Source organism: Streptococcus sp. CM6 (genome assembly GCF_000526095.1).
GTDB lineage: Bacteria > Bacillota > Bacilli > Lactobacillales > Streptococcaceae > Streptococcus > Streptococcus oralis_BW.
Genome location: NZ_JATS01000005.1, coordinates 1 through 26,597, shown reverse-complemented (window position 1 = coordinate 26,597; position 26,597 = coordinate 1). Strand labels below are relative to the sequence as shown.

The following is a 26,597-nucleotide window of genomic DNA, read 5'->3' as shown; positions in this document are numbered from 1 at the left end:
TTTTCCTTTTTTAATCTCTAACCTCTTTTATTTCATTGAGGCTTTTTTAATTTTTTAAATTGATAATACAGACCTGGAACCAATGATAACATAAGATAAATCGCCTTGTTTTTCAAGTTAATCCGCTTATTTTTCAAGATTCTTCTTAGATAAGGACGAATCCTTCTTTGAATGCGAACGATTTCCTCTTTGGAAGAATCTGAGATTAAGATGAAAATGTGGAGACTACCGATGAACAAACGGGCGATGATAGCATCATCAAGTTCTGTATTGGCAGAATAGTCCTTCTGGACAACTTCTGCCAAATGATCCATAGAATCATAAAAATCATAGTGCTTACTATTGAAGTTTGATAAGGTAATACTGTTTGGTCTACGATAATAATGATAGATACCTAAATCAATCACACAAACTGATTCCACTTCTTTCAAGTAGTCACTGATAACATATAAGTCTTCATAGATTTTCCCTTTTGGATAGGGGTATTTTTCTACGATATCTCTGGGAAAGAGTTTAGCCCAAGCAGAGACAGTGGTAATTGTACCATAAAGCATCTCTATTAAAGTTTCTTCAGAAGAAAGAAGGGTAGCTTTCGCTAGCATTTCTTCATTTATTTGGTAGTTTTGGTAAGAATCATGTTCGTAAGTATCCTTACCTTTTCCTGCGACAATACGAGCACCTGTACGTTTTTGAAGTTCCACCAAAAGTTCAAGTGCACAAGGCTCAAAATAATCATCTGGATCTAGGAAAACAATCCATTCCCCTTTAGCTTTTGCGACACCATAGTTTCTAGCATCAGACAAGCCACCATTTTCTTTATGATAGGCCGATACCCAATCATGCTCACTTGCATATTGATCGCATAGTTTCCCAGAATCATCCGTGGAACCATCATCAACTAAGATAACTTCAAAATCTTTATAGGTTTGATTGACCAAGCTTTCCATGGCATAATGAAGGTAGTCCTCTACATTATAAATAGGTACAATTACTGAAATCATATTTTCTTTTCTTTCTCTTACTCAGTTAGATATTTAAATCTCAAATGAACTTTTATCTGGGAAAAGTTGATTCATAGCTTTAATAAAGTCATCCATCACCTGATTTTCATTTTGGACATTAAAACCATCATTAATACACATAACCTTATATTTCCTAGAATTTAGAAGTTTCCAAAAATCTGGTCCAGCATTATCTAATGAAAAGAGACCGCCTAACTTAGGATTTCCAATTGCATATTGACCACTAGCAATCTGCCAATACTTAAAGAGCCAAACATTGGTATCAGATGGACTTCTAAAGCGACTAGCAGATGTTTTTTCTAAGACATCTTTTTCCTTTTCCCATACCAATTCCATTGTTGACTTTAAGAGTGGATGCGTTAAATGATTCTCCCAAAAACCACAAATAAATTTGCTGTGTCTATACAACAAAGATTTAGCAATACCTTTAACACCTTGTTTAATTGAGAAGAATTTGCCATTCTTTAAAATTTCCTCACGAGTAAAATGTGTTGTTATAATTCCCATATCATTCATTTGGAAATGGCCAGTGCCATATCTCTCCGTTGTAATAGGAGCTAAAGCCGTAACATACTTTGGTAAACCATCATCTGAAAAGAAATCTGTCGGTTCAACTGGAGCTGTGAGATAAACATCATCGTTAAAGAACACAAAGCACTCAGAAAGACCTGGAATCCGATGAATATTGCTTTCGATAGGATTGGCAGAAAAAACTGGTAGGTAGTCATTGCAGATAATCTCTGTATGATCTACCAAGACCAATTTATCGCTATTTAACTCTAACCAACTTGGCTTTTGATTGTCAGTCACAAGATAGACCTTATTGACCCAAGGGGCAAACTTTTCTACCCCTCTAAACCAGTATTTAAAGGTTCCCCATTCACGATAAGCCTTATCCGAATTCATGCCTTCCTTAGAGGTATTAATTGTTCCATCGTACTGTGCTTTCTTTTTTCTCCAAACCGGATCATTCCCATCAACCCATGCGACAACAAAATCAATTTTTTCTACCATTCAGTCTCTCCTATTTAAAAATCTAACAGTCTGTCCATCAATTTTATAGAGGTATATTGTTCAAAGTATAGATTCTTCGCCTTCGCAACCTTTTGAAGCACCTCATCAACTGAAGGATCAAAATCTTCTATAATTTGTGCTAGTTTTTCAAAGTCACCTGACGGATAGAAAGTCACTAGCGATTCATTAACATAGTCTCGAACAGAAGGAATATCATTTACTATGATTGGAACTCCTAAAGACATTGCTTGCAACATGACCATATGACCAGCGGATAAATCAATATCTTTTAACGATAGGACAAGAAAATCAGACTTAGCTAATACATCTCCAAAGGTTTCTACTACTACATCAGATAAAACTTGAATGTTTGAACCATGCGTAGGAACTCTCCATGGCTGAGTTGCAATCACACACGGCATTGAAAGATTTGAAGCCTCCACTGCCTTAACTAGTGTCTCATAATCCCGGTTACTGCCTCCACCTGAAAAGATATACTTAGTTGGTAAAGAACCTTGATAAGTTAGTTGATTATCATAATCTAAGCCGTAATGAATAAATTTAAATTTCTCCTGAAATTCTGGAAAGAGTTCCGAATAATAATGGATTTCTTTTGAACCATAGACTATGATATTTCTGATATTCTGGAAAGATTTTCTCACAAGTTGCTTTCGTAAATAATAATAGATTTTATTTTTCTTATTCTCAAACAAAAATCCTGCTAATGTAATTTCCTTGCCACTTTTATTTAAAATTCCTAAAAAGATACCTACAAGAGGATTTACACAAATAATTTTCTTGACATCATATTTTATGAATTTCCGAGCATAATCGTAGGACATTTTCCACATTAAAAAATGATACAAAGCACTACCGATGTATTTGAAATTACGTACTCTTCTTATAAGTGGACTTTCATAGTTGGTATAAACTACTCGGCTCCCGCCATGAAGAGATTGATAATGCTCTTCATTCTTTTTTTGTAGCTCACTGTCTAAAATGATTAAATTTTCCATTATACCCCTTATTGTAAATTATCATAAAATTCCGAGAAGTTCTTGATGTAACTCTCCAAAGAAAACAGCTCTCTTTGTCTCTGATATCCTACTCGCCCAAATTTTTCTCTTTTTTCAGAACTATCTAGTAAGAGAGAAATGGCATTAGAAAGTTCTTGAGGACGATTTGGTTTGACTAAGTAACCACTTTTGTCATCTACTACCATTTCAGCTATTCCCCCATTGTTATAACCAACAACTGGTTTTGAACAAGCCATGGCTTCTAGGACTACTGTAGGTAGGGAATCAGGTTTTATACTTGGTAAGACAAAGATATCAAACATATTATAAAGTTCAGAAGTCTTATCGTAGTAATCAATACGATGAATTTGTGACACAACAGATGAAGAAGCTATTCTATTATCTAGTTCTTCTAAGCGCCATTCTTCACCATGAAAAACACCTCCAGCTAGGAAAGCAACCGCTTTCTCATTCTTTTCCAAAAGTGGCTCGACTGCTTCTATGAAATCATTTTGCCCTTTGATAGCATTGACCCGACCAATCATGCCAATCACAAGTGCATCTTGCGCAATGTCAAATTTTTCACGAATAGAAGACGCATCCATTGGATAATAGACAGCATTATCGACACCGTTATAAATCACTTCCACTTGGCTATCTTTGATAAAGGGAGACTGCTCGATATGATTAGCGACCGCTTGGGACACCGTCACAATCTTGTCTGCATATCGTCCCATGAGCATATTGATAAAGTCAGAAATAGCTTTGGGTTTGACGATAATCTCATGAACATGCCAAATCAAAGGCAGCTTGAGCTTGCGTTTCAAATAGATGCCCTCCAAAACAGCCGCTGTATTATTGTGAACCATATCTATACTGTGTTGTCGAGCATAGAGGGCGATTTGCTTAGCATAGAAATTATAAGAGCGAATATAGTCGGCAATGCCTTTAGGATTAAAGTATTTTCTACGTAAAATCGGATAATCCAACACGCTGACCTTAGCTCCAACTTGGCGCAAAACCTCGACTAAAACACCGTCATTTGGCAAGATGACGTGAGCTTCAAATTCTTTGTGATCCAATCCTTTGATCAATTCCAGTAAAACCTTATCTGCTCCATACATTTCTGCACCAGCATGTAAGTATAAAATCCGTTTCATTCCCTATCCTTTAAACACTTCTTCATAATCTGACACAATCTTTTCCCATGTGAAAGCTGAGAGGATTCTTTGGCTTGACTTGAAATCCAAGTCAGCTATTGCTGCCTGATCAAATCCTTCTACTTTCTCAATGACGCGTGCCAACTCGTCTTTTTCCCAATAAATAGCCCCGTCTTCACCAACCTCACGGTTAAAGCCAACATCTAGCAACAAATTCAGTTTTGTAGATGCTAGGGCTTCCAGTAGAGAAGGGTTAGTCCCTCCAACCTCATGCCCATGGAAATAGGCAAAGGCATGCTCACGAATGTACTTGAGCAACTCTTGGTCATAGACAGTCCCAACAAATTTAACCCTAGGATCTTTGTCAAAACCAGTATCTTGTAACAACTGGTCGTAAAATTTATTTTGCTCCACATTTGTAATGAGGACAAAGTCCTTCTTGGACTTGGACTTGATAAATTCACGAATCATGGCTTCGTAGTTGTTTTCAGGAACGAATCGTCCCACTACTAGATAATAGCCATTTTCGCTAACTCCTTTTTCCTGATACCAGTTCCGAACCTTGGCATCTTCTGCTTTCAGGATTGAAGGAGTAGTATCCGTTCCATAGGCAATATAGGTGGTCTTTGGTTGGTACTGCTTATAATCCTCTTGGATATATTTTTCAATGTTTTTACTGTCACAGACCAGTAAATCAGCATGCTTGACCATGAGCTGCTCTGAAAATTTCCAATACTTACGAACTGGTAAACTCCACTTTGCTCGCAACCATTCATGACCATCAGGATTTACCAGCAAACGGCCTCCGATTGCACGAATTTTTTTCTTAAGCCCAGAAATAAAAGGGCCAATGCGACAAGCTAGAACGTAAAAAATGGGAGCTTCGTCCTTGTTCTTCTTAGCCAATTCAATAGCCTTGTTGACTGCTGCAATATCGTAAGCGATGGCACGAGCCGGTCCAATATTAGGTACATCAATGTTGAAACAAATGGCTCCATTATGCTCAAACTGGTCATCCGTGATGCCAGATTTAGCTGAATTTTCACGCATACAAGCAACATAGTACTGTATGTTGCTGTCTTTTTGATATTCGGTTAATTTTTCAACAAAGGTTTCAAATCCTCCATACTTAGCAGGAATCCCCTTTGAACCAATAATATAAACTGATTGTTTCATTTCTCTCCTAACAGGCTGAGGGCACAAATCACTTCGCCCCTTCTCTCATAAATACCACTTTGACGGTCTTTAACAATATTTCGATATCTTTCCAGATGGTCCAATCATCAATGTAGGCCACGTCCAGCTTGACAACATCATCAAAGTCCGTGATTTTACTACGTCCACTCACCTGCCATAGGCCAGTAATTCCTGGCTTAAAACTAAGACGACGTTTCTGTTCAGGAGTATATTTTTCATACTCATCAACTGTTGGGGGACGTGTTCCAACCAAACTCATATCTCCCATTAAAACATTCCAAAACTGAGGGAGTTCATCTAGACTGGTCTTACGGATAAATCTCCCTATCTTTGTTATACGAGGATCATCATCGACTTTAAACATACCACCTTGCATGGTATTTTGTGCAAGGAGCTCTTGTTTCTTTTTCTCAGCATCCACGCACATAGATCTAAATTTATAAAAAGTGAAATGTCGACCATTTTTTCCGATACGAGTTTGAGAAAAAATAGCGGGTCCGCCATCTTTTCGAATCACCGGAACCAAAACAATACTCACCAATCCACAAATAAGTAGTCCGATAATCGAGCCTATGATATCAATGAAACGTTTAGCAATGACGTGGCTTGTCTTATAAAATTTTGTAGAAAATGTAATGACATTCAAGCCTGCCATTCCGCGAATCTTTTTATCGCTACCTAGATAGTTATTGAAAGCATTCAGGTTAACTGTCACATCAATTCCCATTGTTTCAAAAAGAGAGATAAACTCCCCGATGTCATACTCTTCACTTGGTAAATTGATAAAAACTTCATCAACAACTTCATGGGTAGCAAAATCTAAGATGCTCTCTGCAGGTACAACGGTTACGGATGCATGCTGAAAATTAGGCTGATCCAAAACACTGACCGCCACCAATTCCCAAAAAATATCTCCCGACTCTATCAGTCTATCTACAACTTTCTCAACTCTGGAAGTAGCTGTTATCAAGAATATCTTTTTACTCCCCTTGAAATTTGGAAAGATACGTCTCCTATAGCGTTTAATGCACAGATTCAACAAATACAACAAAATAGAATGTATTGTCAAAAAATAAATCATGCCTCGTCTAGAGATACTAAAACGATCTTCTAAAAAGAAGTTTGAAATACTGATGGCTAAAGCAAAGAAAACGATATATTTTGTAGTGCTGATAAACTCAGATAAATAACCCCTTTTAAAAAAATCACGCTCATAATCACTAATGTTAAAAACAACAAAATGCAGAATGAACAAGATGATAACAGAGGTGTTCACAATCTCTGTTTCTCTTACAAAACTAAGTAAATAAGCTAATACAATGACAAGAAAACTCTGGATTACCGCCAAAGTAATCTTCAATCCTTTTTCTTCCATAATATCTTCCCTAAGCTATCTCTTATTTTTTCCCGTAAGAGCCATAAGCTCCATATGATCCATATTTTTCAACCGAGGTATTCAATTTATTTAATACAATCCCTAAGAATGGTTTACTTGTTTGTTCCAATTGTTCTTTGGCTTTTTGGATATCACGTCGATTTGTTTCACCAGCTGCAGTCACCAAAATCGAAGCATCACATTTCTGAGTGATGATAGCCGCATCGATCACAACCCCGATAGGAGCAGTGTCCACAATGATGTAATCGAAGTACTTGCGCAAAGTGTCAAGCATAGTCTTAAAATTCTCACTTTGCAACAAAGCTGTTGGATTTGGAGAAACGGAACCAGCTTGAATGACAAACAAATTTTCAACATTCGTATCACATAACCCTTGTGATAAATCTGTTGTCCCTGATAAGAATTCTGTTAATCCCGTAATCTTTTCACGTGATTTAAAAACACCTGACATGACAGAATTACGAATATCGGCATCAATTAAAAGCGTCTTATATCCAGCACGCGCAAAGGCCCAAGCAATATTGGTAGAAGTAGTTGACTTCCCTTCCCCTGGTTTTACTGATGTAATTGAAATAACTTTTAAGTTATTTCCACTCAATTGTATATTGGTACGAAGCGCATTGTAATACTCCTCTGCTTTTCTTGCCAAATCTAATTTTTTTTGTGCAATTTCTAACGTTGGCATTTTTCTCTCCTATTTCAATTTATCCAAATTTGGAACAACTCCCAATAATGCAATTTGCATAACATCTTCAACGTCTTCTGGTCGTTTAACACGTGTATCTAGGAGTTCAATAAGGAGAACCGCGACAATCATCACAACCGCTCCAGCGAGAAATCCAATCATGGTATTACGACGAATGTTTGGTGAAGATGGTGAGGTTGCTGGGCGAGCCTCTTCGAGTGTCGTCACATCCGAAACCCGTGTAACACTTATAATCTTTTGAGCTGCAACCTCTCTCAATGAGTTGGCGATACGACTTGCTTCTTCAGGCGCACGATCTGTAACAGAGATCGATACGATACGTGTATCAGCCGGTACGGTCACCTTGATTTTACTAGCCAAACCTTTTGAAGGAAGATCCAGTTTCAAATCCGTTGCGACCTTCTCCAAAACATCTTGTGATAGAATAATTTCGCGATAGTCTTTAACCAAGTAAGATCCTGCTTGCAAATCTTGGTTTGTCAATCCAGGCTTATCTCCCTGATTACGATTAACTACATAGATACGTGTCGTACTGGTATATTCAGGTTTCACGATAAAGCTACTATAGGCAAAGGCTACTACCCCAGTTACGATTGCTACCAGTGCAATTAGAACTTTCCGTTTCCAAAGAATTTTAAGCAATTGAAATACATCAATTTCCATCATATTTTGTTCTTTCATTGTTTCTCCTAAATTAATTGATCCATTATTATTTTTCGTGGGTTATCTTTGAAGAGTTCCTTCGCCTTATCTTCACCATACTTTTTAGCAATGATATCATAGGCTTCTTCCATATGAGGTGGTCTGCGATCCAAGTTATGCATATCACTAGCGATGACGTGAACTAGATCACGTTCCAAGAAATACTGAGCTCTCTTTTTCATGAATTTGTAGGTTTCTCCAAAGAGTTTTGGTTTCAAAACATGAGAACTATTGACCTGGGTATAGCACCCCATATCAATCAGTTCCTGAACTCGCTTTTCATTATTTTCTAGAGCATCATAACGCTCAATATGGGCAACAACTGGTGTAATCCCTAACATGAGAATATCGCTCAGTCCTTTATGTATATCTCGATAGGGTGTATTCATGCTAAACTCAATCAAAGCATAGTGACTATCATTGAGGGTTGGAATCAATTTCTTTTCCAATTTTTCGACAACATCTGGCGTATAGTATATTTCTGCGCCATAGGCGATGACAAGATCATCTGCCACCTCCTTGGCCATTTCGCGAACTTTCAAAAAGTTAGTTGCTATTTTCTCTTCTGGTGTCTCAAACATCCCTTTCCGACGATGAGAGGTGGAAACAATGGTCCTGACCCCTTGACTATAGGCTTCTCTTAAAAGGTTTTTACTCTCCTCTATCGACTTTGGACCATCATCCACATCAAAAACAATGTGTGAATGGATGTCTATCATGCTACTTCCCCTCCATCACATCTTTGATAGCTGCCTTGGCTGCAGCCAAGCTACTTTCATCAATTTCCATCATATAGAGGTTGCTATCTGGCATAGCGTAGGATGGAAGATCCGTTCTACCAGTTCCTTTTAAGTCTTGGGAATTAACCTTATACTGACCACCACTATCCAACTGTGTATTAACCAAGTCCATCATGGTTTCCAAAGGCATATTGGTTTGAAGAGAATCTTGCAATCCTTGAATAATGTTGTCATAATTCTTTAAAGCCTCTGTCGAGGTTAGCTTCTGAATAATGGCAACAATGACTTTTTGCTGGTTCCGACCGCGGTCGCGGTCTCCATCCGCTAGAGAGTAGCGTTCGCGGACAAAACCAAGGGCTTGTTCCGAGTCTAGATGGACATTCCCAACAGGAAAATGGTACTGCCCATGCAAAGAAGTGAAATCTTGGTCATTATAAACATCCACACCACCTAGAAGGTCAATCAATTTCAAGAAAGAGGTAAAATTCAAACGAACATAGTAGTTAATATCAACTCCATATAGGTTTTCCAAGGTATGAATTGATGAGTCCACTCCATAAATCCCTGCGTGAGTCAATTTATCCTTTTGATTATTTCCTCCGTCCGCGATCGGAACATAAGAATCTCGAGGTGTTGTGGTGAGAAGGATTTTCTTAGTATCTCGATTTACAGTCATCAAGATGTTGACGTCTGAACGTGAAACCGAACTGATAGGTCCGTAGGTATCAATACCACTGATATAAATATTAAAGGATTGATTCTTAGATACCTTTGGTGCCGCAACATCCTTGGTTAGTTTTTTCGTATAGATTTTCTTAATCTTCGAAGCATAATCTGGATACTCTGCTTCAATGATATTTTCAAAGACACTGTTCAAGACAATCGCTTTCGCATCACCTGAAATCAAGCTCTTATAGGCTGCTAAGTAAGATGCACTTTGTTCAACCGCCAAGTCTTTGCTCTGAGTCGTCTTAATATCCGCTATTAATTTTTGGATATTGTCATTATCCGTTTCAGTCGGACCTGTTACACTTTCCAACTGGGTAACGTTGTTGATTTCACTATCTTTTAAAACCACAACACTCATCGAATACTCTGAGTAGTTTGATGTCGCATTGATGTGATTAGTCAAGCCCACAAATTGGTGCAGAGCAAATAGCGAAACCGAACTAGTCAACACCGCAAGTACCAAAAAGAAAATCGTGAACTTTTCGGCTTTCTTATATACTATCAAAAGTAGAGCTACGATAGCAGATAGTAAAACTAGAACAGTAGCTAAGATATTGAGATGCCTAAAGGCTAGGATATTATGTCTAAAAATTAAGAACAGCAAAGAGCCACTCAATAATAAATAAATGGCTAATAAAGCTATATTAATACTTCGCTTCACATTTCCTGAACGATTTCTCTTTGAACGTCTACTCATGGTAATCCCCTATACACGTTAATAATTATAATTATTATATCACAATCATGAAAGAAATTCCATCCATTCCTGCTAATATCAGTGTTTTCATTCATTTTTTCTTAGCTATATTTTGAATTTATGACTTCTATTAACGGAATCCTTGATCAAACAAAAACAAGGCCCCTTATTATGGGGCCCCATTTCTGTTTTTATTTGATATGATTTTCAAACTCTTTCTGGCTCTTTTCGATAGCCTTTTTACTTTCTGCTTCCCACTTAGCCCTGGCTTCATCAAATTGTTTCTTGGTGACAGGGTCTTTTTGCAATCTCATGTACTTGTAATTATTTCCGTCACCCTTGATACCTACTAGGGAGTAGGCACGTGTAAACGGAGTTACTTTAGTTACAGAGGCTGTACCACCATTTGACATAGCAGACATGACTAGAGAATTGTCAATCATCCAAGCTTGAGCTTCAGCGTATTTTTCATAACGCTTAGCGACATCCTTATTCTCAGCATCTGCTTCTTTTAGTAGTTGTGTATAGGTATCTAACCCTAGACTCTTGATGAGTTCTTGGTCTTCCTTGGCATCAAGGCCAAAAATCTTGAGATAGAAGCCGGTTTCAGCATTGAAGGGGTCTAGATAAGTTGATGGATCCTGGTAATCACCAACCCAACCATCAAAGTTTAGGTCGTAGTCACGAGCTGCTGGATTTGGTGCTAGGAAGGCAACATTTCCAAAGTCATCTGTAGAAAGCTGTTGAACATCAATGACGATATTGTCAGAACCTAGTACTGTTTCAAGGGTTTGTTTAACCGAGTTCATACCAGAAACCGCATTTTTATTCGTCTGATCAACAGGAACATCCAAATGAATTGGGAAAGTCACGCCTTGGGCTTCCAATTCCTTTTTAGCTTCTGCAAATTTTGCTTGGGCCTTTCCCTTGTTAAAGTAGGCATCTTGAGCGTCTACCAAATTGATGCCTGACCACTCAGTCCCGTAGTTCACAAGCTTAGAAGCTGTTACTTCTCCAAAGGTCTTATCTCCCACCTGGACAAATGTTGGAGGAACTAGAGTATTACGGAGGGTCTTGCTTGCTGCTTCTTCACCGTTAGATTGAGCAGAGTAGGCTGTTCGATCAATACCAAAGTTGATAGCCTGACGGAAATTTTTATTTAAGATAGCTGTTTGAGCTGATTTCTTTTGTTCATCCGTTGTTTTAGCGGTATGATTATAGGTTTTGCGGTTGACGTTAAAGTTAAAGTACCAAGATGTCTTGTCTTGTAGGCTATAAACGATATTGTCTTGGTATTTTTCTTTTGTCTTGGCATAGTTCGAACTATTTGGATAGACTCCCGCAATTGAGTAGGCGCCATTTTCAAAGTTTCGAATGGTCATCTCCTGATCGGACCCATCAAAGTAGGCTAACTTAACTTTTTCAATGGTCACTTTATCATGGTCATAATAGTGTGGATTCTTCACATATTCGATCGAAGATTTTGATGTGAAATCTTTTAACAAATATGGACCATTATAAAGGATGCTGTCTGGCGTCAAGGTACCAAAATCCTTATCCTTTGATTTCAAGAACTCTTCATTGACTGGGAAAAGGATACTATTAGTCGTCTTTGAGTTCCAGTACGGTTCTGGTCGAGTCAAAGTGTACTCGACTGTGTAATCATCCAAAGCCTTCACACCAACAGTTGAAAAGTCATTGGTCACACCCGTCACATAGTCATCTAATCCCTTGATTGAATTTTGAATCAGATCCATGGCTTGCCCCTTGTTGTCCGCAGCATATTTGATCCCAGTGACAAAATCCTGAGCTTTGACTGAAGCATATTCCTCACCATCAGCTGTATACCACTTGGCATCTTTTCTAAGCTTGTAGGTATAGGTCAAACCATCTGCTGAAACTGACCAATCCTCTGCAAGAGCAGGTACGAGGTTCCCGTAGCTGTCATTTTCTAGCAAACCATCAACGAGATTGGTAACAACGGCAGTGTTATCTGCATAATAATCTAGAAGATAGTTAAAAGTTGTTGGATTCGCACTAAATGTTGATGAATAAGTGCTAGTATCTGTGTTGGACTGCCCACATGCCGAAAGCAAAATCCCTGTCGCTAAGACGAGACCTGTCCCGATTAGTCTTTTTTTCAGTTTGATCATCATTTGCTCCTTTATGTCACTTTTTATAACATAACCATATTTTATCAAATTTATTCAAAAATGTAAAGTTGCTGCTTTTATGACAACTGGTGTCTCAAAACAAAAAAGGAAGCATAGTTTCCTGCAACTTCCTTTTCTGTTTATAGATTACTTGACGTGTTTTTCAAGTTCTTTTTGGTATTTGGCATTTGTTTCGATTTTTTCTTGTTGCCATTTCTTGAAGGCTTCTTCGTATTCTTTTGCAGTCACAACGTCATTTTGCAACTCCAAACCTTTGAACACAAATGGGTCTCCCTTGATTCCGACTTGAGAGTATGCTTTTGTGAATGGTACGGTACGGCTAACCGTTGGAGAACCACCTGAAGAAGCAATTGGAATCAAGAGCGAGCTATCAGACACCCAAGCTTGCGCTTTGGCATATTTTTCGTAACGCTTATTGAGGTCGCTGGTTTCAGCTGCAGCATCATCCAAGAGTTTCTTGTATTCGTCTAGACCGACTTGAGCCATCACTTCTGGATCTTTTCCACGAGTGATACCCAAGTGTTTAAGGGCAGAACCCTTCTTAGCATCAAGGATGTTGAGGTAGGTAGCTGGGTCTTGATAGTCTGGTCCCCAACCAGTTCCGTTCAAGTCATAGTCTTTTTGGGATGGAACCTTGGCTTGAGACGTAATGCTCATTTTCTCATTATCGGTCATTTGAAGGACATCAACAATGACATTTTCAGTACCAAGTGATGATTCGATAGACTGCTTGAGTGAGTTGGTTTGTTGAACCGCGATTACATCTGTTTGTTCAACTGGGATATCCAAATGGATTGGGAAGGTAACACCCTTAGCTTGCAATTCTTCCTTTGCTTTAGCAAAGGCTGCCTTGGCTTTTTCAGGGCTGTAAATCGTATCCTTGCCATCTGTAAGGGCTACATCTTTCCACTGGTCTCCATATGAAACGAGCTCTGCCTGCGCCAACTCTCCAAAGGTTTTTTCGCCCACTTGAACGTAGTCATGAGGCACTAGGCTGTTACGGATAATCTTGTCTGCACCTTCTTCACCATTCAACTGAGCAGTATAAGAATGACGGTCAAGAGCAAAGTTCAGCGCCTGGCGGAAGTTCTTGTTGAGAAGAGCTTCTTTCGTTGATGTTTTTTGAGTTTCGTCTGTTTTGGCTGTTTTATTGTAAGATTGACGGTTTACGTTAACAGTAAGATAGTAGCTTGTCGCTTCTTGTGGACTGTAAACAATCTTATCGCCATACTCTTTTTTAGTTGACTCAAAGTTTGAGCTTGTTGGGAAGAGACGAGCTGTTGTATAGGCACCTTGTGTAAAGCTACGAATCAAAGATTCTTGGTCAGATCCATCGTAGAAAGTTAATTTGACATTGTCAATCTTAACATTGTCCTTATCCCAGTAATTTGGATTCTTTTCATATTCAATGGCTGATTTTGAAGTCAATGATTTCAAGAAATAAGGACCGTTATAAAGGATGCTTGATGGAGTTGGCGCACCGTAGTCGCCCCCTTTAGAATTCAAAAACTCTTCATTTACTGGAAGCATGGTCGCAGTTGTGACTTTAGAGTTCCAGAAACTTTCTGGCTTGTTGAGCGTATATTCTACCGTGTAATCGTCAACAGCCTTGACTCCTACTGTAGAAAAGTCATTGCTTTCTCCACTGATGTAGGCAGCTAATCCTTTGATAGAATCTTGAATCAAAGTAAGACCATCTGATTTCCCATCAGCTGCGTGTTTTAGACCAGTAACAAAATCCTGAGCCTTGACTTCAGCGTACTCTTCTCCCTCAGAAGTATACCATTTTACACCCTTACGAAGTTTGTAGGTATAGGTCAAGCCATCTTTAGAAACGGACCAGTCTTCTGCAAGCGATGGAATTAAATTTCCATACTTATCATTTTCCAAAAGGCCATCGACGACGTTCGCTATAACGTCAGAAGTTGAACTCTTGCTCGTCACACTATAGTCCAAAGATGATGGATCCATAGCATAGACATAAGAGAATGTCTTGGGTGCATCAGCCTTCTTTTCACTTTGCCCACAAGCAGTTAAAAGAAGGGCTGTGCTCAGGACGGCACCTGCTCCTAAGAGCCACTTTTTCGATCTCATAAGTAATCTCCTTAAAGATAGTGTTTTCACCATTATACCCTATTTTTTCATAAAAGCAAGGGCTTTCGACAGATTTTTTAGAAAATTCTAACAAATATTTTTAAAGACTTTTCTACATATTTTTTTAGTAAAAGAACCTCAAGCATCAAAGACTTGAGGTTCACTTATTTTAATCCGTTAGTTCCACACAGAAAGCATCCCATGGAGCCAAGGTTTGTTTTTCAACTGCTTCTTTAGCAGTAGTGTTTTCAATCAAGATTGACTTAACTCTTCCTTCTACTGAAAAGTTTTGTTTTTCATTGGACAAGTTAGCCACAACTAAGAAACGACGGTCTCTATCTTTACGAATATAGGCAAAGACCTTATCAACCGTATCAAGCAATTCAAAGTCAGCGCGAATCAGCCAACTGTTTTCCTTGCGGATTTGAACGAGTTTTTGATAAATATAGAAAATAGAATCTGGATTTGCCAGTGCTTCTTGAACGTTGATTTCTTGATAGTTTGGATTAACTGCCAACCACGGTTGACCTGTTGAGAAGCCAGCGTTTTTACTCTCATCCCATTGCATTGGAGTACGGGCATTGTCACGACCGATGACACGGATACTATCCATGATTTCTTCTATCGGAACGCCTTTTTCAAGAGCTTCACGCGCATAGTTGAGGGATTCAATATCTTCTACTTGATCCAGGGTTTCAAACGGATAGTTGGTCATCCCAATCTCCTCACCCTGGTAGATATAAGGAGTCCCTCTCATGAGATGAAGCAAGATTGCAAAGGCTTGGGCGGATTTTTCACGGTATTCTTGGTCATTTCCCCAGATAGAGACGATGCGAGGAAGGTCATGGTTGTTCCAAAAGAGGGAATTCCAGCCGTCTTCAACTCCCAACTCTGTCTGCCATTTGTTAAAAATCTCTTTTAATTTCCCTACATTTAACTCTTTTTGGTAGTGCCACTTAGGTTGCCCTTCCTGATATTGAAGACAGATGTGTTCAAACTGGAAGACCATTGACAATTCTTGTCCCTTTGGATCCGAGTAAAGCTTAGCAATCTCTGGCGTTGCTCCCCAGGTCTCTCCTACTGTCAGGAGATTCTTGTCTCCAAAGGTGGCTTGGTTCATCTCCTTGAGATAGGGGTGGAGCATAGGACCATTATTAACTACTTTCTCATCAGGAATCTTGCCAATCATATCAATGACATCCATACGGAAACCACCAATACCTTTATCAATCCAGAAGTTCATCATCTCGTAAATTTTCTGGCGAAGTTTTTCGTTCTCCCAGTTGAGATCAGGCTGTTTCTTACTGAAAAAATGGAGATAGTATTGACCTGACTTTTCATCGTATTCCCAAGCAGATCCACTAAAGATGGAATCCAAATCGTTGGGCTCATCGCGCCAGATATAGTAGTCACGCTCGGGGCTATCAGGATTTTCACAGGCCTCGACAAACCAAGCATGCTCATCCGAGGTATGATTGACCACCAAGTCCATGATAATTCGAATATCGCGCTTCTTAGCTTCTGCGATGAGTTGGTCCATATCCTCCATAGTCCCAAAAATAGCTGCAATCGCTTGATAATCAGCAATATCATAGCCATTATCATCCATAGGACTGTCATAAACGGGAGAAAGCCAAATCGCTGTAATTCCTAACTTAGCTAGGTAGTCTAACTTACTAGTAATTCCTGGCAAATCACCAATCCCATCTCCGTTACTGTCCATGAAACTCTTTGGATAGACTTGATAGACTACGGCATTGTGCCACCATTTTTCTTGCATCTGTTTACCTCATTATTTTAATAATCTATAGTCTATGATAGCGCTTTTTTAAACTTAGTGCAAGCGTTTGCCTAATCTTTTTGATTTCTTTTTTAGCTCCGTAGTTTCCTAACTCCCATTTTTTTATTATAATAGAGGTCAGAGGTAAAAAAATGAAAAAACAAGCTTTTAGTTCTGAACAATATTTGAATCTACAACGCGACCACATCTTGGAGCGCATCAACCAATTTGACGGCAAACTCTATTTGGAGTTTGGTGGCAAAATGTTAGAAGATTTCCACGCTGCTCGCGTTCTTCCTGGTTATGAGCCTGACAACAAAATCAAGCTCTTGCAAGAATTGAAAGAGCAGGTTGAGGTTGTGATCGCCATTAACGCAAGCAACATCGAGCATTCTAAAGCGCGTGGCGACCTGGGCATTTCTTATGACCAAGAAGTTCTCCGTTTGATTGACAAATTCAATGAGCTGGGAATTTTTGTTGGTTCGGTTGTCATCACACAATACGCTGGCCAACCAGCTGCAGATGCCTTCCGCAACCAGTTAGATAAAAACGGAATTGATTCTTATCTTCATTATCCAATCAAAGGATATCCGACGGATATGGACCACATCATTTCTCCAGAAGGTATGGGGAAAAACGACTACATCAAAACCAGTCGCAACTTGATTGTCGTAACCGCTCCTGGACCTGGTTCTGGAAAATTGGCCACTTGTATGTCCAATATGTACCATGACCAACTCAATGGCATCAAGTCTGGTTACGCTAAGTTTGAAACCTTCCCAGTTTGGAATCTTCCCCTTCATCATCCGGTCAACTTGGCCTACGAGGCTGCAACCGCAGACCTTGATGATGTCAACATGATTGACCCCTTCCATCTTCAAACTTACGGAGAAACTACTGTCAATTACAACCGTGATATCGAAATCTTCCCAGTGCTAAAACGTATGTTGGAACGCATTCTCGGTGAATCTCCATACGCTTCACCAACAGACATGGGTGTCAACATGGTTGGCTTCGCTATTACTGATAATGAAGCTGCTATCGAAGCTTCGAAACAAGAAATCATCCGTCGCTACTATCAGACTGTACTTGATTTTAAAGCTGAAAAAGTCGGAGAAACTGCTGTCAAGAAAATTGAACTGCTCATGAACGACCTCGGCATCACTCCTGCAGACCGTCAGGTTGCTGTTGCTGCACGCCAAAAAGCAGAAGAAACTGGTGGTCCTGCCCTAGCCCTTGAATTGCCAAGCGGGGAAGTCGTGACTGGTAAAAACTCTGAACTCTTTGGTCCTACAGCTGCCGCCTTAATCAATGCCATCAAAAAATCAGCTGATATCGCTAAGGAAGTGAAACTAATCGAGCCTGAAGTCGTCAAGCCAATTCAAGGTCTTAAAATCGATCATCTAGGTAGCCGCAATCCTCGCCTCCACTCAAATGAAATTTTGATTGCGCTAGCCATCACAGCTATGGAAAATCCAGATGCTGCGCGTGCCATGGAAGAACTTGGGAACCTCAAAGGAAGCGAAGCCCACTCAACCATCATCTTGACCGATGAAGACAAGAATGTCCTTCGCAAGCTAGGCATCAACGTAACCTTTGACCCATACTACCAATACGATCGCCTGTATCGTAAGTAAATAAACAAGGCTGGACAAAAACTCAATTTGAGAGAAAAATCCAGTAAATCTTTACATAATAAAAAAATCAAACGCATAATATCAAGTCTTTTGGACACTTGGTATTATGCGTTTTTATAATCTTCCATCCTCATTTATTTTAATGAAATTGTCAACTCGACAGAGGCTCCTCCTTGATCTGGATTGAGCAGGGTCAGACGGCCACCATGCAAGAGAGCTACCTGCTTAGAAAAGGCTAAGCCGATACCATGATGGGGATTAGCTGAATTGCGGCTTTGGTCACTCTGGTAAAAGAGCCGTTCCGCTCCCAGTAGCATCTCCTCTGAAAATGAAGGGCCGTTGTTCCAGATAGCAAAAACCAACTGGTCCTGCTGCACTGATACCGTTAGCTTGACTTCCTTTTGATCCTGGTCCGCATGTTCAAGCGCATTCAGTAAAATATTGAGCAAAGCCCGTTTGAGATAGTCCAAATGAATCGACAAAATCAGACTAAGATCACAATCTTCTTGGAGATAAAAACGATAGCTTTCCTGTTTACTGAACAGTGCCCAATCGTCCTGGAGATAGGCCAAAAAGTCCTCTAAGGAAAGCTGACTGAACTGATTAGAATCAATCTGAAAAGCCTTAGCGTAATCAATAAGAGAGGCACAATATTCTTCCATCTTGTAACTAGCCTGCAAAATCTCAGCAGCATAGTCTGCCTGTGGCTGGCCTAACTGCGCCATTTCCAAGAGCTCAGCATTACCCTTAATCACAGTTAGGGGCGTCTTCAAATCGTGCGATGTCCCTGATAGCTGTAAAATCAACTCCTGATTATGCTGCTGCTCTTTTTCTAGAAGACGAGCATTTTCTTGGTGGCTGCTCCGTAAATCGCTATAGACTTCTAGCATTTCCTCAATCCGAAAAAACTGGCTTTGATTTTCTTCTAGAAGCTTCTCGCTCGTTAGCATTTTTATTTCCCTGTCGATTTTTCGGAGCAATTTCAAAATATGATAAAAAGTAATCAGCAGCAAGCTCCCTGCCCAAAAGAACAAGGTGAAAAGAACGTGATCACTTCCTTGCGTAAATTCATAACCTATAAGCACAAAAATCAAAACATGAAAAAAGACGATCTTTAAACTGGTTGTCCAGACTAGGCTTTTGAAATTTCGGGTTCTAATTGCCATCTATAGCCTACTCCTCTCACTGTTGCGATTGCTTGCAACCCTTCTTGTTTGCATTTTTGGCGAATCTGATATACGTATTCTGAGATGGAGCGAAGCTGTGTTTCTGAGCTTTCTGGGTAAAGCAAGGTATGCAGGCGTTCAGCTGAGAAGGTCTGCTTGGGATTGCTAGCAAGTAAATGCAGTAACTTAAACTCACGCTCTGAAAATTTCAAGACTTTACCAAAACAGGCAACTTCATAGCGCTCTGGATAAAATTGACAAGAAGCAATTTCAGAATAGCGCTCCTCACGTCTTTCCTCCCGCCGAAGATGAGCTCTGACACGCGCCAGCAATTCTTTGGTTCCAAAAGGCTTGACAATATAGTCATCTGCTCCGCGAAAGAGTCCTTCCACTTTGTCCGCCTCTAACTCCTTAGCCGTCAAAAAGATAATCGGACACGAAAGATGAGGACGAATGTAGGAACACAGCTCAAAACCGTTAACAGGCTCCATCATCACATCCAGCAGAATCAAGTCATATCCGACAAAATGCGTCAGCTCTAGGTCTTCTATCCGATCAAGCGTCGTCACATCATAGGCATCTAGCTCTAGGACGTTTTTCACCAGCTTCAAAATGCTCTGGTCGTCATCAACCATCAAAATACGATACTGTCTCATGATTTCCATTATAGCATACCTCTAGCGAACATCTCGTTTCAAGGTTAAGAATATAGCAGAGCTCCAAACCAAAGCTAACCATAACAGCTGTGTTCCCAGCCCTGATAAATCTATTGAATGCTGAAGCCCTTCATACTCAAAAAGATTTAGCGTAGCCAGATCGGGCAGGTACTTTGCCTCCTTGATGAAAGTCGCCAATAAACGGCTGAGACCAATCAAGAGAGGAAAGAGCACCGACACCGGCACAACCCAAGATTGAAAGAGCAAAGCGAGGCCAGCAGTTAAAAAAGCCAGAAAAATATTGCTGAGAAGACCAAAAGAGCTGTAATAGAGGAATTTTCCCAGTAAGGACCAGCTAAAGTCCAGGTCAAAACGAGCCAGCATAACAAAGAAACAGCTGCCTACCATGACACTGTAGAGAGCCAAGAGCAGTAAGGCCAGAAAAAGGATTTTCCCAGCCAACCAAGCCTTTCTATTTGATACAGTTAGAAAATTCGTTCGCATCCCAGACTTGACAAACTCCTGGGCAAAATAGAGAGAAGTGAAGATGACGATGACAGGCTGCGCCAGATAGAGGGCATGCAAAACCTCGCTCAGAGCCTTCGTCTGACCAACTGCTGTCTGACTATAGTCAAGATTCATCAGGAAAAAAGGAACGACTACCAGAACCACCAAGGCTGCACCAAGAGCGAGATAGTAAGAACGGAACTTAATCCATTCACTTCTAAGCAGAGCTTTTATCATCAGTATCGCCCTCCTAAATCCGTCTTCAAAAAGCGCAGAGAAGCCATGCCGCCGATGACTAGCAACCATGCACCAAGTATCAACAGCCCTTGCAAGGGATTGTTAGCATATTGGGAAGTTGGCGTTGCAGCAAACAACTCTCCTGCTGGCTGTGGCAAATAAGTCCCCCAACTCGTGTGAGCAGCTAGGTAGTTTCCTAAATTATAGATTTGGGGTACGAGAAAAAGCAGAGGAACTAGCATGGTCCGAGCCAATAAACCTATCAAAAATGAAAGGATTCCCAATAAGGTTAGAGATAAGGTTTTCCACAAAATCAGACTCCAAGCTGCTTGATTGAGCAGAATCGGATCAAGCCCTTCCTTTCCTAAAGCGAAATGCATGACCATATAACTAAAGTAGATTGATAAAAAGCTAATGGCAAGAGAAAAGCAAGTAAAGGTCATGAGTTTCCCCACAAGCAGCTTCAGGCGGTTATTACAGGTTAAAAGACTGGTTCTCAAGCTATGAGACTGAAATTCCATAGCTCCCAAAATTCCAGCTAAAATGACCAAAACCATGACCGCCATAGAAGCCCCGTTGAGACCTAGATATTCCAGCGGATCAATGGCGTTTATCAGATTAGGAACCGTCTCAGGCGTAGCCTCCAAGCCGATAGACAGATACTGTCGGCCCTCCAACCAGGATACGACAGGCACCAATAGCAGCATGAGGGCCACACTCACTTTGAAAGCCTTGATTGATCGGATTTTCAACCATTCTGAATGCAATAAGGACATCGTTTCTTTCATCTTAAACCTCCTCTGTCAAATCAAAGAAGAGATCTTCTAGACTGTCTGAATCTTGCAGCACCTCTTCCAATCGTCCTTGCTCAATAATTCGCCCATGATGAATCAAGACCACATCATCTGTCACCATTTGCACCTCTGATAGGATATGGGAAGATAGAAGTACCGTTTTCCCTAAATCAACCTGCTGACGGATAAACTTTCTAAACCACTTAATCCCACTTGGATCCAGCCCATTAGTCGGCTCGTCTAATATAAGAAACTGAGGATCACCCAGCAAAGCTGCTGCCAAACCCAAGCGTTGACCTTCCCCCAGAGACAGGCTTGACAAGAGGTCCTTCCTCTTATGAGCGATTCCAGTCATCTCCAAAACCTCATCGATCCGAGACTTGGAAATAGCATTACTTGCAGCAATAATATGCAGATGGTCGTAAACCTTTCTATTTGGCAGACCTCCAATACCGTCAAAAGCTGCACCTACTGTTTTGAGAGGATAAATCATTGACTGATAGGTTTGTCCATCAAAAGTCGCAGTTCCTGCTGTCGCCCAATCTAACCCCAAGAGAATCCTCAAGGTCGAACTTTTCCCTGCACCATTTGGGCCTAGAAAAGCTGTAATCCGACCGCTTCTAGCTGTAAAAGAAATATCTTCTAAAATCTGCTTGCTGCCATGCTTTTTGCAGACGCCTTCTATTTTCACCATATGTTCCATACTGAACTCCTTTATCTTTATTTTCTCCAGTATACCCAATCTAGTTCAGAATTAGTTCAGAGATTAAACAGAAATTTCAGAAAAAGTTGATCCACTTTTCAAAAGTCGCTCTAGCTTCATTAGAAAGAACTCAGTTTTTCTTTTCCTTTACTCCATTCTTTTTTATAATTCTGAGGTTTATGTATAGAGACTTTATTATCATTCTAGTCTCAAAAAATTATTTATCAAACTCCATCAACAGCACCCTTTATGATATAATGAAAAAAGAAAACTGAAAGGAACTACCATGTCAAAAGAAGTTATTGTTGAAAGTTTTGAACTTGACCACACTATTGTTAAAGCACCCTATGTTCGCTTGATTGGGGAAGAAACAGGGCCAAAGGGAGATGTCATCTCCAACTTTGATATTCGCTTGGTACAGCCAAATGAGGACTCTATCCCTACCGCTGGCCTTCACACTATCGAACACCTCTTGGCAAAACTCATCCGTACCCGCATTGACGGCATGATTGACTGCTCACCATTTGGTTGCCGCACAGGCTTCCACATGATTATGTGGGGACGCCATACTAGCGCTGAAATTGCGGCCGTTATCAAGGATTCGCTCAAGGAAATTGCTGAAACCACTACTTGGGAAGATGTCCCTGGAACAACCATCGAATCTTGCGGAAACTACAAGGACCACAGCCTCTTTTCAGCTAAAGAATGGGCGAAACTCATCCTGGAACAAGGAATCTCAGATGATGCCTTTGAGCGTCATGTTATCTAAACACAAAAAGGAACTAGCTTTTAGCTAGTTCCTTCTTTTTTATTCTCAAAATCTTGAGTTAGGCTTTTTCACGAATGACCAAAACGCCATCTTCCATGTCTGCTTCCAAATGTTTGGCATCTAGATGATCCAAGTGGAAGTCTGTTACTTTATCACGAATTTGTTGTTCAACCACGCGGCGGAGCGGACGAACACCCATAACTTCATCATAGCCTTCTTCTGTGATAAAGTCCTTAGCTGCTTGACTAACTTCCAAATCAATGTCTTTCTTAGCCAAAGTTTGGTTGACTTCCGCCAACATCAAGTCCACAATCTTAGAAAGGTCTTCCTTATTCAAGTGTGAGAACTCGATAACTGCGTTAAAGCGATTGAGGAATTCTGGACGGAAGTATGGTTTCAAACGATCCATCAATTCTGGTTTGTCCGCATCTTCTGTCAAGTTGGCTTCATAGCCAAATCCAGCATTTGATGTTGCGATAATGACAGTGTTCTTGAAGTTCACTGTATTTCCTTGACCATCAGTTAAACGACCGTCATCCAATACTTGGAGGAGAAGGGTGATTACTTGAGGATCAGCCTTTTCAATTTCGTCCAAGAGAATGATAGAGTATGGATTACGACGAACACGTTCTGTCAAAGTATTGCTATTGTCATCATAACCCACATAACCTGCTGTTGTACCGATTAACTTAGAAACAGCTGTACGGTCACTATATTCGGACATATCCAAACGAATGATAGCGTCCTTAGTTCCAAACATATCGAGCGCCAATTGCTTAGCAAGTTCTGTCTTACCAACCCCAGTAGGCCCTACAAAGAGGAAGCTACCGATTGGGCGATTGCCTTCATCAAAACCAGCACGGTTACGACGGATGGCACGAGCGACAGCTTCTACCGCCTTATCTTGGCCAATAACCTTGTGTTCCAAGCGATGAGCCATATCTTTCAAACGTTCGATGTCTGATGCTCCCATTTGTGACACTGGAATACCTGTCATTCGTTCCACAGATTCAGCCACATCGTTGACACTTGCAGTCACTTTCATGTCTTCTGTGTGGTTTTCGATTTTTTTCTCCAATTCTGCAATGCGTGTTTTGGCATTAAGAGCTGCTTCAAAGTCTTCTGCCTCAACTGCTTTTTCTTGCTTGTCTTTTTCTGCCTCAATTTCACGTTCAACAGCATGCACATCTGTTACAGGATGTTGAGCTGCCAAGTGAGCAGCCGTTACATCGACAAGGTCGATAGCCTTATCTGGCAAGCTACGTTGAGGAATGTATTGGACAGAATAATCAACTGCTGCTTTCAAGACTTCGTCTGGCAAAATGACATTGTGGTGTTGTTGATAGAGATCACGAATCCCTTGAAGGATTTTAAAGGTATCCTCTGCTGAAGGAGCATTGACCTTCACTTCGTTGAAACGACGAGCAAGAGCTGCATTTTTCAAGATGGTGTTACGGTATTCGTCTTGAGTCGTTGCCCCAATAACGGTCAACTCACCTCGAGAGAGAGCTGGTTTGAGAATATCTGCAAGCCCTTTAGATCCGCTGTCTCCACCAGTGCTACCAGCACCGAGAATTTGGTGAATTTCATCAAAGAAGAGGATAATATTTCCTGCTTCTTTTACTTCATTGACTAGATTTTGAACGTTTTCTTCAAAGCTGCCACGGTATTGAGTACCAGCCTCAAGACCTGAGATATCAATGGAAATAATTTCCTTGTTCTTAATAGCAGCTGGAACATCTCCGTTCACAATGGCCTGTGCTAGGCCTTCGACAACGGCTGTCTTACCAACACCTGCATCTCCGACAAGTACAGGATTGTTTTTGGTGCGACGTGAGAGGATTTCAGATGTTTCTTGAATTTCCTTGTTTCGTCCGATAACAGGATCCAACTTGCCCTCACGAGCTTCTGCGGTCAAGTTACGACCTAGTTTAGCAAGGACACCGTCTTGTTTCATACCTGAAGCGTGTTGTTGCATTTGTCCATCAACTTCTGCATTTCCTGGCAATTGACCAGTTGCACGATAGTGAGCAAATTCCTCAGGTGTCACTTCACGTCCATTAATCAAGTAGCGACGGTTTTCAGAACTGTATCCTCGCATACCACCCATCAATTGGTTAAATAAATCATCCATGTTGTTAAAGTTATTAAAGTTGTTGTTCATATTCTTTACCTCGTTTATTCTTAATTAGATGCGATCTCTGATATTGACTATCTTTGACCTTTGTTTTAAAAATTTTAGACTAGCTAACTTGCTACCCTAAGAATAACTTCTGGTTTTTCTTTTTTAAATAAGCCTTTTATCATTTTCTTTTCAAAGTCTGTTAGATTTAACATAGGCCTCACCCCTTTCTAGGGTATCTATTATACATTTTCAAGAAATAGAATCATTGAAAATGAGGTTTTCTAAGGAATTCATTTTCCTTATGTTTCTACTATATCACATTAGTCAGTAAAAGTCAATAACTTTTTGACCAAATTTGACTATTTTTTAAAAAATTTTTTGAAGTACAAAAAAAGTCCCTAGAAAACGAATTTTCTAGAGACTTTCTCTATCAAGTTTAAGAGAGAAGAAATATTCTCACTTACCAAGTTTCATGTTTCTCCTACGAAAGCCTAAGCTTTACGTTTTACGAAGAATACCAATCCGCTCAATGCCAATACTACAAATCCAATTGCAGAAAGGATAGAGGTTGCTTCACCTGTATTTGGAAGTTCAGCTTTACCTTTAGTCTCCGTAGCTGGAGGTGTTGGTTTTGGTTCCTCTTTTTCTCCTGGTTTATTTGGATCTGGATCCGGTGTTGGGTTTGGATCTGGTGTTGGTGCTGGATCTGGCGTTGTTCCTGGATTATTTGGAGCTGGATTTGGATTTGGTTCTGGTGTTGGTGTTGGAACAGTGTATTTATTTGTAAATACAACTTCTTTACCATCGGCATACGAAACCTTTGCAGTCAAGAGACCTTGATCATCCGCAACTACAGTGACTGTTACGGTATGCTCGGTCTTATCGTATTCAACACCCTCTTCAGTACCAACTTTTTCAACCAAGGTATAAGTATGAGTACCTGCTTCTTCGAATGAACGAACAAAGGCTACTTTACCTTCGGCAGTATTCTTAGCTGTAGCTACAACAGCGCCTTTCTCTTTCAATTCGAAAGTATAAGCATCAGCCGCAAGTTCTTTACCTTCAAGTTTCTTAGTTGCTTCAATCGTAGCTTCTACCGCTGGTGCTTTGAAGCTATTCTTGAAGACATTACCTGCTGGGTATTCAACAGTTGCCTTCAAGGCATTTGTTGCTGCATCTTTGGTTACTGTTACCACTGCAGTCTTTTCTGTGTCGTAAGTAATACCAGTTGCTCCGGCATTCACTTCTTTTACAGTATAAGTATGAACACCTTCTGCATCATAGTTGATTGCTTTAAATGTCACTTTTCCAGCTTGGTTTGTTTTTGTATCAACTAGTTTTGTACCTTCATACAATTCAAATTGGAATTCACCATCAACCAAGGCACGACCAGTCAATTCTTTCGTAAACTCAAGTGTTGCTGATGTAGCTGTTGGTACTGGTGCTATATAGATATTAGTGAAGACACGTTCCGCGTCCGCATCTTCTACAGTCGCAACCAATTGACCTTGACCGTTATCTGCTACAGTTACTTTAACTGTGTAGGATTCTGTTGAGTAGGTCACACCTGCTTCTG

At 40.2% G+C, this 26,597-nt stretch carries 22 protein-coding genes; 2 read left to right on the top strand and 20 right to left on the bottom strand.

Going from position 1 to position 26,597, the window contains the following annotated elements; genetic code table 11:
- Positions 1–32: 32 nt before the first annotated feature.
- The 13 genes from HMPREF1516_RS01230 to HMPREF1516_RS01170 form a co-directional block, all read right to left on the bottom strand.
- Positions 33–1,001, bottom strand: coding sequence for a glycosyltransferase family 2 protein (locus HMPREF1516_RS01230; RefSeq protein ID WP_033605615.1), 969 nt, complete (start codon positions 999–1,001; stop codon positions 33–35).
- Positions 1,002–1,034: 33 nt separating this feature from the next.
- The gene (wefF, locus tag HMPREF1516_RS01225) at positions 1,035–2,036 is read right to left on the bottom strand and encodes a receptor polysaccharide phosphotransferase WefF (protein WP_033605614.1); all 1,002 of its coding nucleotides are present in this window, start codon (positions 2,034–2,036) and stop codon (positions 1,035–1,037) included.
- A gap of 14 nt (positions 2,037–2,050) precedes the next feature.
- Positions 2,051–3,052, bottom strand: a complete 1,002-nt coding sequence (locus tag HMPREF1516_RS01220; protein WP_033605613.1) for a glycosyltransferase — start codon at positions 3,050–3,052, stop codon at positions 2,051–2,053.
- An 8-nt stretch (positions 3,053–3,060) separates the two neighbouring features.
- Positions 3,061–4,212, bottom strand: a complete 1,152-nt coding sequence (locus HMPREF1516_RS01215; RefSeq protein ID WP_000822222.1) for a glycosyltransferase family 4 protein — start codon at positions 4,210–4,212, stop codon at positions 3,061–3,063.
- A 3-nt stretch (positions 4,213–4,215) separates the two neighbouring features.
- Positions 4,216–5,388: a beta 1-4 rhamnosyltransferase Cps2T gene (cps2T, locus tag HMPREF1516_RS01210; RefSeq protein WP_033605612.1), complete on the bottom strand. Its 1,173-nt coding sequence runs from the start codon at positions 5,386–5,388 to the stop codon at positions 4,216–4,218.
- A 28-nt stretch (positions 5,389–5,416) separates the two neighbouring features.
- The gene (locus HMPREF1516_RS01205; protein ID WP_033605611.1) at positions 5,417–6,784 is read right to left on the bottom strand and encodes a sugar transferase; all 1,368 of its coding nucleotides are present in this window, start codon (positions 6,782–6,784) and stop codon (positions 5,417–5,419) included.
- 22 nt (positions 6,785–6,806) lie between these two features.
- Positions 6,807–7,490, bottom strand: coding sequence for a tyrosine-protein kinase (locus HMPREF1516_RS01200; protein ID WP_001142501.1), 684 nt, complete (start codon positions 7,488–7,490; stop codon positions 6,807–6,809).
- A 9-nt stretch (positions 7,491–7,499) separates the two neighbouring features.
- Entirely contained in the window at positions 7,500–8,192 is a 693-nt protein-coding gene (cpsC, locus tag HMPREF1516_RS01195; protein ID WP_000664132.1) for a capsular polysaccharide biosynthesis protein CpsC, read from the bottom strand.
- 8 nt (positions 8,193–8,200) lie between these two features.
- Positions 8,201–8,932, bottom strand: a complete 732-nt coding sequence (gene cps4B / locus HMPREF1516_RS01190) for a capsular polysaccharide biosynthesis protein Cps4B (RefSeq protein WP_000565337.1) — start codon at positions 8,930–8,932, stop codon at positions 8,201–8,203.
- A gap of 1 nt (position 8,933) precedes the next feature.
- Positions 8,934–10,379, bottom strand: coding sequence for an LCP family glycopolymer transferase CpsA (gene cpsA, locus HMPREF1516_RS01185; RefSeq protein WP_000091230.1), 1,446 nt, complete (start codon positions 10,377–10,379; stop codon positions 8,934–8,936).
- A gap of 191 nt (positions 10,380–10,570) precedes the next feature.
- Positions 10,571–12,532, bottom strand: a complete 1,962-nt coding sequence (locus HMPREF1516_RS01180; RefSeq protein ID WP_084647620.1) for a peptide ABC transporter substrate-binding protein — start codon at positions 12,530–12,532, stop codon at positions 10,571–10,573.
- Positions 12,533–12,679: 147 nt separating this feature from the next.
- Positions 12,680–14,647 (bottom strand): peptide ABC transporter substrate-binding protein, encoded by a 1,968-nt coding sequence (locus HMPREF1516_RS01175; RefSeq protein ID WP_001256761.1) that lies wholly within the window; start codon positions 14,645–14,647, stop codon positions 12,680–12,682.
- 169 nt (positions 14,648–14,816) lie between these two features.
- Entirely contained in the window at positions 14,817–16,427 is a 1,611-nt protein-coding gene (locus HMPREF1516_RS01170; RefSeq protein WP_001156784.1) for a glycoside hydrolase family 13 protein, read from the bottom strand.
- A 152-nt stretch (positions 16,428–16,579) separates the two neighbouring features.
- Here HMPREF1516_RS01170 and HMPREF1516_RS01165 point away from each other — a divergent pair, with 152 nt between their 5' ends.
- A complete protein-coding gene (locus HMPREF1516_RS01165; protein ID WP_000743592.1) occupies positions 16,580–18,064 on the top strand; it encodes a DUF1846 domain-containing protein in 1,485 nt (494 codons plus the stop codon).
- A gap of 134 nt (positions 18,065–18,198) precedes the next feature.
- Here the strand turns inward: HMPREF1516_RS01165 and HMPREF1516_RS01160 are convergent, their stop codons facing one another.
- The 5 genes from HMPREF1516_RS01160 to HMPREF1516_RS01140 are packed head-to-tail and all read right to left on the bottom strand — an operon-like array spanning position 18,199 to position 22,127.
- On the bottom strand, positions 18,199–19,230 hold the full coding sequence (locus HMPREF1516_RS01160; protein WP_033605610.1) for a sensor histidine kinase: 1,032 nt from the start codon (positions 19,228–19,230) through the stop codon (positions 18,199–18,201).
- Positions 19,197–19,895 (bottom strand): response regulator transcription factor, encoded by a 699-nt coding sequence (locus HMPREF1516_RS01155; protein WP_000404915.1) that lies wholly within the window; start codon positions 19,893–19,895, stop codon positions 19,197–19,199. Before HMPREF1516_RS01155 ends, HMPREF1516_RS01160 begins: the two co-directional genes overlap by 34 nt.
- A gap of 12 nt (positions 19,896–19,907) precedes the next feature.
- Complete coding sequence (locus HMPREF1516_RS01150; RefSeq protein WP_000588285.1) at positions 19,908–20,630, bottom strand: hypothetical protein; 723 nt, start codon at positions 20,628–20,630, stop codon at positions 19,908–19,910.
- A complete protein-coding gene (locus tag HMPREF1516_RS01145; RefSeq protein WP_033605609.1) occupies positions 20,630–21,418 on the bottom strand; it encodes a lantibiotic ABC transporter permease in 789 nt (262 codons plus the stop codon). The genes HMPREF1516_RS01150 and HMPREF1516_RS01145 overlap by 1 nt, the downstream gene beginning before the upstream one ends.
- Before the next feature lies 1 nt (position 21,419).
- On the bottom strand, positions 21,420–22,127 hold the full coding sequence (locus tag HMPREF1516_RS01140; RefSeq protein WP_000400713.1) for an ABC transporter ATP-binding protein: 708 nt from the start codon (positions 22,125–22,127) through the stop codon (positions 21,420–21,422).
- Between the two features lie 286 nt (positions 22,128–22,413).
- Between HMPREF1516_RS01140 and HMPREF1516_RS01135 the strand changes: the two genes are divergently transcribed.
- On the top strand, positions 22,414–22,896 hold the full coding sequence (locus HMPREF1516_RS01135) for an S-ribosylhomocysteine lyase (RefSeq protein WP_000032557.1): 483 nt from the start codon (positions 22,414–22,416) through the stop codon (positions 22,894–22,896).
- Between the two features lie 58 nt (positions 22,897–22,954).
- On the opposite strand, the gene HMPREF1516_RS01130 is transcribed toward HMPREF1516_RS01135, so the two are convergent.
- Both HMPREF1516_RS01130 and HMPREF1516_RS09660 read right to left on the bottom strand, forming a co-directional pair.
- Positions 22,955–25,060 carry an ATP-dependent Clp protease ATP-binding subunit gene (locus HMPREF1516_RS01130; RefSeq protein ID WP_001063420.1) on the bottom strand — a complete coding sequence of 702 codons (2,106 nt, stop codon included), beginning with the start codon at positions 25,058–25,060 and terminating at the stop codon, positions 22,955–22,957.
- 452 nt (positions 25,061–25,512) lie between these two features.
- On the bottom strand, positions 25,513–26,597 hold a 1,085-nt coding region (locus tag HMPREF1516_RS09660), incomplete at its 5' end, for a Spy0128 family protein (protein ID WP_156916947.1).